This is a genomic window from Cellulosimicrobium sp. NPDC057862 (assembly GCF_042797035.1).
GTDB lineage: Bacteria > Actinomycetota > Actinomycetes > Actinomycetales > Cellulomonadaceae > Cellulosimicrobium.
The window spans coordinates 140098-151430 of the sequence record NZ_JBHVMH010000001.1 but is presented as its reverse complement, the minus strand read 5'-3'; the positions used below and the strand labels follow the sequence as shown (position 1 = coordinate 151430).

10 protein-coding genes are annotated in these 11333 nt (G+C 74.6%); 2 read left to right on the top strand and 8 right to left on the bottom strand.

Annotated elements, in window-relative coordinates; all coding sequences use genetic code 11:
• Window positions 1-5 precede the first annotated feature (5 nt).
• Both ACFVN3_RS00685 and ACFVN3_RS00680 read left to right on the top strand, forming a co-directional pair.
• Window positions 6-1772, top strand: coding sequence for a M28 family peptidase (locus tag ACFVN3_RS00685; RefSeq protein WP_378229525.1), 1767 nt, complete (start codon window positions 6-8; stop codon window positions 1770-1772).
• Window positions 1773-1953: 181 nt separating this feature from the next.
• A complete protein-coding gene (locus ACFVN3_RS00680; protein WP_378229523.1) occupies window positions 1954-3105 on the top strand; it encodes a hypothetical protein in 1152 nt (383 codons plus the stop codon).
• A 3-nt stretch (window positions 3106-3108) separates the two neighbouring features.
• Here the strand turns inward: ACFVN3_RS00680 and ACFVN3_RS00675 are convergent, their stop codons facing one another.
• From ACFVN3_RS00675 to ACFVN3_RS00640, 8 genes are all read right to left on the bottom strand, one after another.
• The gene (locus ACFVN3_RS00675) at window positions 3109-3792 is read right to left on the bottom strand and encodes an SDR family oxidoreductase (RefSeq protein WP_378229521.1); all 684 of its coding nucleotides are present in this window, start codon (window positions 3790-3792) and stop codon (window positions 3109-3111) included.
• Between the two features lie 147 nt (window positions 3793-3939).
• Window positions 3940-4548 (bottom strand): PASTA domain-containing protein, encoded by a 609-nt coding sequence (locus tag ACFVN3_RS00670; protein ID WP_378229519.1) that lies wholly within the window; start codon window positions 4546-4548, stop codon window positions 3940-3942.
• A 112-nt stretch (window positions 4549-4660) separates the two neighbouring features.
• A complete protein-coding gene (locus tag ACFVN3_RS00665; RefSeq protein ID WP_378229517.1) occupies window positions 4661-5977 on the bottom strand; it encodes an NAD(P)/FAD-dependent oxidoreductase in 1317 nt (438 codons plus the stop codon).
• Window positions 5978-6095: 118 nt separating this feature from the next.
• Window positions 6096-7892, bottom strand: coding sequence for an AMP-binding protein (locus ACFVN3_RS00660; RefSeq protein ID WP_378229515.1), 1797 nt, complete (start codon window positions 7890-7892; stop codon window positions 6096-6098).
• Window positions 7893-7940: 48 nt separating this feature from the next.
• On the bottom strand, window positions 7941-8831 hold the full coding sequence (locus tag ACFVN3_RS00655) for an aminoglycoside phosphotransferase family protein (protein ID WP_378229513.1): 891 nt from the start codon (window positions 8829-8831) through the stop codon (window positions 7941-7943).
• 29 nt (window positions 8832-8860) lie between these two features.
• Window positions 8861-10357: an amino acid permease gene (locus ACFVN3_RS00650; protein WP_378229511.1), complete on the bottom strand. Its 1497-nt coding sequence runs from the start codon at window positions 10355-10357 to the stop codon at window positions 8861-8863.
• Window positions 10358-10439: 82 nt separating this feature from the next.
• Window positions 10440-10727, bottom strand: coding sequence for a hypothetical protein (locus ACFVN3_RS00645; RefSeq protein WP_378229508.1), 288 nt, complete (start codon window positions 10725-10727; stop codon window positions 10440-10442).
• Between the two features lie 3 nt (window positions 10728-10730).
• A complete protein-coding gene (locus ACFVN3_RS00640) occupies window positions 10731-11276 on the bottom strand; it encodes a hypothetical protein (RefSeq protein ID WP_378229506.1) in 546 nt (181 codons plus the stop codon).
• Between the last annotated feature and the right edge of the window lie 57 nt (window positions 11277-11333).

The window sequence follows — 11333 nt, the reverse complement described above, 5'->3', positions numbered from 1 at the left end:
GATGCGTGAGACCACGAACGATCGTCCCGTCTGCCGCCGCCGCGAGCCTCGTGCTCGCGGCTCTGACCGCAGCGCCCGTCGGTGCTGCCCCCGGAGGCGGCCTCCGAGCCGCCGACGGACCGCCCCCGCTCGAGGACCTCGTCACCGGCGACGCGGTCATGCAGCGGCTCCAGGACTTGCAGGACATCGCGGACGCCAACGGCGGCAACCGCGCGATGGAGACGCCCGGCTACGAGGCGAGCGCCGTCTACGTCGAGGACACCCTGCGGGCCGCCGGCTACGAGCCCGAGCGCCAGTACTTCACCTTCGAGGACCTGGTCATCGACGACCTGTCCCTCACCGCGGCCGGCGTCGAGGTGACGTCGGACGTCTACCCCGCCGAGTTCGCCCCCGACACCCCGGACGACGGCGTCACGGCCCCGATCGTCCAGCCCGCCGACGCGCTCGTCCAGGGCTGCACCGCCGACACCTGGGACGGGGTCGCCGTGGAGGGGGCCGTCGCCCTGGTCAGCCGCGGCGCGTGCCCGTTCGCGGACAAGGCCCGGTTCGCCGCGGAGGCAGGCGCCGCCGCCGTGATCCTCTACAACAACACCGACGGCGCGCTGAACCCGACCCTCGGCGAGGCGAGCGACGTCTGGGTCCCGACCGTCGGCATCACGCAGGCCGACGGCCAGGCGATCCTCGCGGCGATCGCGGGCGGCGCCGAGGCGGTCGCGACCTATGACCTCCAGACTCACGTCGAGGAGTTCGAGACGTTCAACGTGCTCGCCCAGACGCCGGGCGGTCGCGACCACAACGTCGTCATGGTCGGCGCGCACCTCGACGGCGTCGAGGACGGGCCGGGCATCAACGACAACGGCTCGGGCTCCGCGGCGATCCTCGAGGTCGCGGTCCAGCTCGCCGCCGCGACCGACGGCGGCCAGGACGTCGAGAACGCCGTGCGGTTCGCGTGGTGGGGCGCGGAGGAGGTCGGGCTGCGCGGCTCGACCCACTACGTGAGCGACCTCGCCGCGAACGACCCCGCGGCGCTCGACGACATCGCGACGTACCTCAACTTCGACATGGTCGGCTCGCCGAACTACATCATCGGCGTGTACGACGCGAACGAGTCGACGTACCCCGCGCCCGTCGAGGTGCCGCCGGGCTCGGCCGAGACCGAGGCGGTGTTCACCGACTACTTCGACGGCATCGACCAGGCGTGGGTCGACACCGAGTTCTCCGGCCGCTCGGACTACCAGGCGTTCATCGAGAACGGCGTCCCGGCGTCCGGCCTGTTCACCGGCGCGGACGGCTCGAAGACGGCCGAGGAGGTCGCGCTGTTCGGCGGCACCGAGGGCATCTTCTACGACCCGAACTACCACTCGCCGGGCGACACGATCGACAACGTCGACGCGACCGCGCTCGACATCATGTCGCGCGCGATCGGGCACGCGGTCGCGTCGCTGTCCGAGGACACGTTCGCGATCAACGGCGTGGGCAACCCGCGCGTCGACGCGATCCAGGCGGAGGCACGGTGCCTGAACGGCAAGGCCTACGTCGCCGTCCGCGCGACCAACGGCGAGGACGAGCCCGTCTCGCTGCGGCTCGTGACGCCGTTCGGCCAGCGGGCGTTCGGCCAGGTGGCGCCCGACGCGAACGCGTACCAGTCGTTCTCCACCCGGTCGGCGTCGGTCGATGCCGGCACCGTGAGCGTCGTCGCGCGCCTCGCGGGCGGCGGGGAGAACCACACCCAGACGTACGACGTCGCGTACGACGCGATCGCCTGCGGCTGACGCAGCCGGGTCACCCTGACGGGCGGGGCCGTCCTCCACAGGAGGGCGGCCCCGCCCGCGTCCGGCGACGTGCGCCGTGGGCAGCACGTCGCGCGCCACGACCGGTCGGCGGGGTGGGTCCCGCCGGGTCTACGCTGGCCCGCGGTGCGCCGTCGGGTGGCGCGGTGGACAAGGGGGTCAGGTGGCGAAGGAACCGTTCCTCACGACGACGGACGACGAGCCGGGAGAGGGCCCCGACCTGCCCGGCACGACGTCGGGCGACGAGCGCAGCACCCTCGCGCGGCTGCTCGGCGAGAAGCGCCTCCTGCGCGTCCCCGCCCTCCCGTCGCTGCCGCGCCCCACCATCCCGCGGCCCTCCTTCTCGCTGCCCGTCGCGCTCCCCGGCCGTCGTGCGCGGCACGACGACGTCGGCCCGGCGCCCGAGGCCGCTCCCGAACCTGACCTCGACGCCGCGCTCGAGGACGCGCTCGTCGAGGCACTCGCGGACGACGGCGCGGACGGCGCGGACGGCGGTCCGCTCGACGACGCGGCGGACGACGGCGCGTTCGACGAGGTCGTCGCGGAGTGGGTGCGGCGCGCGATCGCCGCCTACCCGCGGCCGTCGTACCCGCTCGAGCGCGAGTGGGACGTGTCGGTCCAGGGGGTCGTGCGGCTCGTCCCGTACGTGCCGCGGTTCGCGACGGCGCCGCTCGCGCTGCTCGACCGGTTCGGCGCCGTGACGATCGGCCCGCAGCGGGTGGGCCTCGACGGCAAGGACGTGGACTGGGACCGCGTGGTCGAGGTCCGCACGGCGCCCGCGTGGACGTGCCTGTCAGCCGAGGCGCTGGAGGTGAACCTCGCGCAGTACGTCGTGGCGCTGCCCCCGCTGCCCGGCCGCGCGTGGGTGCTGCGCAAGATCAGCGAGCTCCTGCTCTCGCTCTACCTTGCCGTGCTGCCGCCGGACGCGGACGGCGACGACGTCGTCGCCGACGCGCACGCGCTCCTCGGCGCCGCCGGCGTCGAGGGCAGGGCCGCGGACCTGCCTGACGACGACGCGGACGACGACGCGAACGCGCGACCGGACCCGATGTTCGACCGGGTGGTCACGCAGGTCGTCTACCGGCGGCGGTTCGGGACGGGCGAGGCGCAGGCGAGCGCGACGTCCGTCCTGCTCCAGCTCGCGCTGCGCGGTGCGACGGACACGATCGTCCGCACGGCCGCGGAGCGCGGGGTCGAGGTCGTGCACGTGCGGGCGGAGGACACGAGCGTCGGGTCGGTCGTGGCGCGCGCGGCGACGTGGCGCCGTACGGCGCTCGACCTCCGCGAGCGCGTGGACCGGCGCCTCGGGCGCTGACGGCTACCGGTCGAGCGCCTCGAGGATGGGGGTGTCGCCGTCGGTGAACCGGACGAAGCGGCCGACCGTCGCGGGGGTGCGCACGGCCTGCGCCACGACCATCGCGACGTCCGCGCGCGAGACCTGCGAGGCCGCGCCGCCCGGGACGTCGTCGGCGCCGTCGAGCCCGTCGGCGCCGTCGCCGACGACGCGGATCGCACCGGTCGGGTCGTCGTCGGTCAGGGTGCCCGGCCCGAGGATGGTCCAGTCGAGGTCGGTGCCGCGCAGGTGGTCGTCGGCGGCGAGCTTGGCGTCCGCGTAGGCGAAGAAGCTCGAGTCCGGGTCGACGCCGTGGTCGGGCACAGAACCGATCCACGACACCATGACGTAGCGGTCCACGCCCGCAGCGGCGGCCGCGTCCATCGTGCGGCTCGCGGCGTCGCGGTCCACGGCGTAGGTGCGATCCGGGTTCCCGCCGCCCGCTCCGGCGGACCAGACGACGGCGTCGAACCCGCCGAGCGCGGCGGCGAGCTCGTCGGTCGAGGAGGACTCGACGTCGAGCAGGAGCGGCTCGCCCCCCAGCCGGCGGACGAGCGGGAGCTGCTCCTCGGCGCGCACGATCCCGGTCACGGCGGCGTCGTGGTCGACGAGGATCGGGACGAGCAGCCGGCCCACCTTGCCGTGGGCACCGACGAGGGCGATCTTCATGCGGCGGACTCCTGTCTGCTGACGTCGAAGTCGACCCGAGCGGGCGAGATCGACCCTCAGGAGGCCGATCTCGAGACGGTCAGGCCGACCTCGCGGTGAGGATCCCACCGTGCTCTCCCGCGGCCGACGCCGCCACCCGGGACGGCGTCAGGGGCAGTGTCGCGCGTTCGGCGCCGCGGCGAGCGTCACGGTTGCCGACGCGCGGAGGAGGTCGCCGCCCGCAGGATCCTGGGCGCACACCGTCCAGCCGTTCGACGCGCCCGGCAGAATGCCCGCGCCCGGGTCGCGCGCGTCGACCACGACGACGCTCGCGGCGCCGCGCTTCTCCAGCTCGGCGCGCGCCTGCTTGAGCCTGGTCTCCACGAGGTTCGGCATCGGGAACGCGGGCTCGATCTCGACCGAGACCTCGACGCCGTCGGAGCCGCCCGGCAGGACCGGTGCGCCGGGCCCGGTGGTCGGGGTGTCTGTGGGGCCGTCGGTCGGGCCCTCGGTCTGGCCCTCGGTTGGTTCAGCGGTCGGGTTGCCGGTCGGCTCGGCCGTGGGCGAGGGCGTCGGGCTCCCGGGGCCGCCGGGCAGGGCCTCGGCGCGGCACCCGGCCAGCGCCGCGACCGCGACGGCGGCGAGCACGACGACGCGCGCGCGCCGCGGCACCGTCGGCGTGCCCGAGCGAGCCTCGCGATGCGCTCCGCGATGCTGCGAGATGTCCTTCTTCGTGCGGCCCGTCGTCGTCGACGGTGCCGTCGTTCGTCCTGCCACCACACGTGCCCCCGGTTGCCCCTGCAAACTTCCTTGCGTCTTCGAGGGTACGTGACGGTCGTGCCGGCCGCGGCCGGGGGAGGCGACGAGGGCGGGTGATCCTGGAGGGGCGTCAGCCGCGACCCGGAGCGGTGCGCTTGGGCGGCCGGACGGTCGGGACGTCGCCGACGATGGGGATCGGGCGACGGTGGAACGGGAACCCGTAGCGCGTGACCAGGCCGGCGAGCGTCGTCAGCCGGTTGCGCGGCCCGATGAGCCCCATGATGTGGACGAACAGCCACGCGAGCCACGCGACGCCGCGCGTGAGCCGGAGCCGGCCGACGACCTCCGCGATGGCCGCCCGCCGCCCGATGACCGCCATGGTGCCCTTGTCGAAGTAGCGCAGGGACGTCGTCGGGCGCCCGGCGAGCAGCGCCTCGATGTTGCGCGCGACCTGCTCGCCCGACTGGATCGCCGGCTGCGCGAGCTGCGGCAGCCCCGCCGGGGAGATCGCGATGTCGCCGGCCGCGAAGACGCCGGGCCGGCCCTCGACCTGGAGGTCGTCGCCCACGACGACGCGCCCGCCCTCGCCGCGCGGCAGGCCCCAGTCGTCGACCTCCTCGTGCGGGTGCACGCCCGCCGACCACACCGTGAGGTCGGAGCGGATGCGCGTGCCGTCCGTCAGCACGACGGCGTCCGGCAGCACCTCGGCGACCCCGGCGCCCAGGTGCAGGCCGACGCCGCGGCGGCGCAGCTCCTCGGCCGCGTACCGGCGCAGCCTCGGATGGAACGACTTCAGCACCTCGCCGCCGCGCTGGACGATCTTCACCTCGAACGCGTCGCCGTGGATCTCGGGGTAGGCGGGGCGCAGGCCCGCCGTGCGCAGCTCGGCGAGCGCGCCCGCGACCTCCACGCCCGTCGCGCCGCCGCCCACGACCACGACGCGCAGGCCTTCGTCGGTCCCGGGGTTCGCCGCCGCCTTCTCGAGCCGGATGAAGAGCGTGTCGCGGATCTTCATCGCCTGGGACCGCGAATACATGGGGAACGAGTTCTCCTTGGCGCCCGGGGTGCCGAAGAAGTTGGCCGTGACGCCGTTCGCGACGACGAGGTAGTCGTAGTCGACCCACTCGTCGTTGAGGAGACGGATGCGCCGCGCCTCGTGGTCGATGCCGACGAGGTGCTCGTGCACGACCCGCACGTTCTTCTGCTTGAGCCGCAGCCCGCGCAGGAAGTACGTGACGTCGCCCGGGTTCAGCCCGCCCGTCGCGACCTGGTAGAGCAGCGGCTGGAACGTGTTGTAGACGCGGCGGTCCACGAGCGTCACGCGCACGGGCGCCTTCGCGAGCCCCTTGACGACGGCGAGACCGGCGAACCCCGCGCCGACCACCACGACGTGCGGCAGGGAGTCGGGGGCTGCCGGACCAGGCGCAGCGGTGACGGGCTCGGGCACGGGGCCTCCTCGGGGCGACGGGGTGGGAGAGCGCCGGTGCCCGCCCGCCTGCGTCGCGGACGTCGCCGACGACGTCAGCCAGGTTACGGCGAACCCCGCCCCCGCGCCGAACAGGCGGTCAGGCGCGGTGGTGCTCGACGTCGTCGCGGTGCAGGAGGTCGTCGCGGACGACGCGGCGCAGGACCTTGCCGATCTGGGAGCGCGGCAGCTCCGGCACGACGGCGAGGGTGCGGGGCAGGGCGTAGCGGGCGAGGCGCTTCTCGCCCCACTCGCGCACGGCGGCGAGGTCGACGCGCGGGGGCGAGACGGCGTCGTCCGCGTCGTCGAGCACGACGACGGCCGCGACGTGCTCGTCCGAGCCGCTGCCCGGGACGCCCACGACGGCGACGTCCCGCACGCCCGGCATCCCGCGCAGGTGGTCCTCCACCTGGGAGGGGTACACCTTGAACCCGCCGGTGACGATCATCTCCTTGATGCGGTCGACGAGCGTGACGAGGCCGGCGTCGGGCCCGTCGAGCGCGACCCGGACGACGTCGCCCGTGCGCAGCCAGCCGTCGTCGAGGAGCTGGTGCGCGGTCTCCTCGGGGCGGTTCCAGTACCCGCGGAACACCTGCGGGCCGCGCACGAGGAGCTCGCCGCGCACGGTGCGGGGCGCGGCGGGGTCGTCCGTGGGCTCGGGGTCGGCGTCGCGCAGGTCGCCCTCGTCGAGCGCGTCGGCGTCGACGACGCGGATCTCGGTGCTGGGGAAGGGCAGGCCGAGCGTTCCGGGGCGGCGGTCGTCGGAACACGGGTTGCCGAGCGAGACCGGCGACGTCTCGGTCATGCCGTAGCCCTCGATGAGCAGCCCTCCGGTCGCGTCCTCCCAGCGCCGCGCGGTCTCTGCGGTGATCGGCATGGCGCCCGCGAACGCGAGGCGGATCGAGGAGAGGTCGGAGCCTGCCCCGGGCGCGTCACCGGCAGCGGTGACGATCCGGTCGAACATGGGCGCGACGCCGGGCAGGAACGTCGCGGGGCGGCGCGCCTGCGCGGCGACGAACGCCTGGGGGTCGAACTTGGGGAACGCGACGAGCGTCGCGCCGATGTGCGCGGGCAGGGTGAGGCAGAACGTCAGCCCGAACGCGTGGAAGAAGGGCAGCACGCCGTAGACCGTCTCGGCGCCCTCCTCGAACGTCGCCCACGCCTGGCCCTGCACGACGTTCGCGACGAGGTTGCGGTGCGTGAGCACCGCGCCCTTGGGCGTTCCCGTGGTGCCGCCGGTGTACTGGAGGAGTGCGACGTCGTCGGCGCCCGGGTGGGGGAGCGCCGGCGGAAGCGCCCGCGCCCGGCGGACGAGGTCGTGCCAGTCGGGGACGCCGGCGGGGACGGGGCCGCGCAGCGCGTCGCGCTGGACCCGCGCGCGGGCGACGGGCAGGCGGAGCGCGAGGCGGCTCCCGCGGGGCAGGTCGCGCGCGATGTCGAGGCCGACGACGGTGCGCAGGCCGGGCGCGTGCGAGCGGGCCTCGAGCACGGCGGGCACGGCCTTGGTCCACACGACGGCGACGGTCGTCCCGGAGTCGGCGAGCTGGTGGGCGAGCTCGTCGGCGGTGTACGTGGGGTTGTGCTCGACCACTACGGCACCGAGGCGCTGGACGGCGTAGAACGCGACGACGTGCGACGTGCTGTTGGGCAGCACGAGCGCGACGCGGTCGCCGTGGCGCACGCCGAGGTCGTGCAGGGCGCTCGCGGCGCGCTCGACCTGCGCGACGAGCCGGGCGTAGGTCGTGGTCGCGCCGAAGAAGTCGACCGCGACGCGGTCGGGCCAGCGCTCGGCCGCGCGGTAGAGGGCGGCCGTGACCGGTTCGTCGGGGACCTCGACGTCCGTCGGGACGCCGGGGGCGTAACGGTCGGTCCACGGCCTCGTCGCCAGAGTGTTCACTACGCCACCGTAACCTACGGTTGCGTAGGTTGTGTGCGTCCGCCGTGCTCAGCCTGCCAGGACGCGGTCGAGCGCCGCCCGGCCCGGGGGTCCCCAGTGGGGCTTACCGCCGGGCAGGCCCTCGTCCCCGTTGTTCCCCATGAGCAGGAGGAAGAGGGCCTTGAGCGCCGCCAGCCCGCGCGCTCGCCGGACCGTCGCGTCGTCGGCGCGCGCGTAGGCGTCGAAGAACCGCGCGGCGGTGCCGGCGGGCAGGAGCACCCACGCGGCGGCGAGGTCCCACGCGGGGTCGCCCGCGAACAGGTCGCCGAAGTCGACGACGCCCGCGAGCGTCCCGTCCGCGACGACGACGTTCGCGGGGTGCAGGTCCCCGTGCACCCACACGGGCGGCCCCTCCCACGCGGGGGCCGCGACGGCGTCGTCCCAGACGGCGCGGACGGTGTCGGCGTCGTCGAGGGCGACCGCGCGCAGGAACCCCTCGAAGCCAGCCGTGGCGTCGCGGGGGTGGGCGCCCCGGTCCGTGGAGTTCGGAGCGTCGGCGGGCGCCGCGACGTGCAGTGCCCGGAGGAAGCCCGCCAGCGCGTCGGCGGCGTGCTCACCCCGGGTGATCGCGCCGCGGTCCAGCGGCTCGCCGGGCACCCACGTCATGACCGTCCAGTGCCGCGGGAGGCGCGGGGACGGCTCGCCGTGCCGCACGGGCGTGGGCACGGGGAGCGGCAGGCGCGGCGCGAGCACGGGCAGCCACCGCCGCTCCTTGAGCTGAGGCTCCGGCGTCGGGTCCATGCGCTGCACGCGCACGGCCAGGTCGTCCCCGAGCCGCCACATCTGGTTGCCCCACCCGCCCGCGACCTCGCGGAGCGGCAGCCCGGCGAGGTCGGGGTGCTGCTCCGCCAGAGCTTCACGGACGAGGTCGGCGGTGATCGCGGTCTCGGTGGCGCTCATGCGCGCCCACGGTACCGACGCGGCGGCGCCTACGCGGCGACGTCACCCTTCAGGGCGTCGCGACCTGCGACCGAGTGCCGGTAGCCGTAGAACGCGTAGATCAGCAGGCCCACAGCGACCCACCCGAGGAACCGGAGCCACGTGAGCGTCGTGAGGTTGGCCATGAGCCACAGGCACGCGACGCCGGACACGATCGGCAGCACGGGCGACCACGGCACCTTGAACGAGCGCTGCAGGTCGGGCCGAGAGCGGCGCAGGATCGGGATGCCGAAGCTCACGAGGACGAACGCGGAGAGCGTCCCGATGTTGATCATCTCCTCGAGCAGCTCCACCTGGGACAGCCCGGCGATGAGCGCGACGACGATCCCCACCCCCACCTGGAGGCGGATCGGCGTGTGGTACCGGTGCGAGGTGCGGGAGATGCCGCGGGGGAGCAGGCCGTCGCGGCTCATCGCGAACACGATGCGGGTCAGGCCGAGGAGCAGCACCATGATCACCGTCGTCAGCCCGATGAGGATGCCCACGGAGATCACCCGCCCGGCCCAGTCCGCGCCCACGAGGATGAACGCCGTCGTGAGCGACGGCGCGTCGGACTCCGCGAGCTCGGTGTACGACACCATGCCCGTCACGACGAGCGTCACGAGGATGTACAGGACCGTGACGATCGCGAGGCCGCCGAGGATGCCGCGCGGGAGCGTGCGCTGCGGGTCCTTGGCCTCCTCGGCCGTCGTCGCGACGACGTCGAACCCGATGAAGGCGAAGAACACGAGCGCGGCGCCCGCGAGCAGGCCCATGACGCCGTACGTCGTGGGCTCGAGCCCCGTGAGGAACCCGACGAGCGGCTGCTCGAGCGCGGTCTGCTCCGGGGCCGGCTGGCTGGGCGGCACGAACGGCGAGTAGTTCGACGCGTCGACGAAGAAGAACCCGACGACGATGACGAACAGCGTGATCCCGACCTTGATGACCGTGAACACGCTGTTGACGCGCGTGCTGAGCTTGGTGCCGATCGCGAGCAGCGTGGTGAACACCGCGACGATGAACACCGGGCCCCACTCGAGGTCGACCGGACCGATCGGGATCGTCAGCGGCAGGTCGATGCCGAACAGCCCGAACGCGTCCCCCAGGTACACGCCCCAGAACTTCGCGATGACCGCCGACGCGAGCAGCATCTCGAGGATGAGGTCCCACCCGATGATCCAGGCGACGAGCTCGCCCATGGTCGCGTAGGAGAACGTGTACGCCGACCCGGCGACGGGGATCGCGGACGCGAACTCGGCGTAGCACATGACGGCGAGAGCGCACACGATCGACGCGATGACGAACGAGACGATCACGCTGGGCCCCGCGTAGTTCGCGGCGGCCGTCGCGCCCACGGAGAAGATGCCCGCGCCCACCGCGACCGCGACCCCCAGGACCGCGAGGTCCCAGGTCGTCAGGCTGCGCTTGAGCGAGCGCTCCGGGTCGTCGATCGCCGCGAGCGAGTCCTCGACGGACTTGCGACGGAACAGGCCGGTCCTCGTGGCCACGGGTGCGCCTCCCCGGCGTCGGTGACAGGTCCGTCCATTGAACCGGTCCCGCGCCCACGTCGCGCGGCGGGAGGTGCGGCGGTCAGGCAGGGTGCCAGCGCGCTCCCCAGCGGCGGGTCAGGCGACCGCCCGACGTCGCGGCGTGGGCGCGCACCCCGGCCTCCACGGCGTCGGCCACGCCGTGCGCGGCCGCGTCCGTGTCGGCGAGGAAGCGGACGGTGACCCGGGCCTCGCCGCGCACGACGCCGACGTCGTACGCCTCGACCGTCGTCAGGGCGCGCGCCGCCGCCGCGGCGGCGGGCAGCACGGCCTCGGGGTCGGCGCCCGGGCGTAGCAGGCCCACGGCGAGGGTCACGCGGTACGACGGCACGGCTCAGCCGAGCTCCGGCAGGCCGGCCTCGTCGCACGGGTCGAGGTCGACCGGGCCGGACACGTCGAGGCGGACCAGGTCGCCGTCGGCGGTCACGCGCACCGACCACCCCGCCGGGTCCTCGGCCTCGACCGAGGCGGACCCGCCGTGCTCGGCCTCGACGACGTCGGAGGGCTCGCCGAACCCGTGCTCGTCGAGCACCGGGGCGAGCGCGGCGGGCACCTCCGCGAGCAGGGCGTACGCGTCCGCGCCCCCCGGCGTGGCACTGGCGTCGGGAAGGAAGACGACGCAGCGACCGTCGTCCTGCGCCGTCGCCGAGGCGCTCCCGTCGACGTCGGCCCAGCCGTCCGTGCCGTAGACGTCCTGGACGGCTGCGAGGGCGTCCTGCCGGGTCTGCTCGTACTCCGTGACGGCGTCCGCGGCGGGCGCCGGCTCCGTCGGCTCGTCGGCACCGCAGGCGGCCAGCGCGGCGAGGGCAGCCAGCACGAGCGCCACCCCCGCGGCCCGCGTGGTCGCGCCCTCGCGCCGTGTCGTGGCCTGCTCCGGCATGGATCCCCCTCGGTCGTCGCGTGCGAGTCCGCGGGGGACGCTACCAGCGCGGTCGGA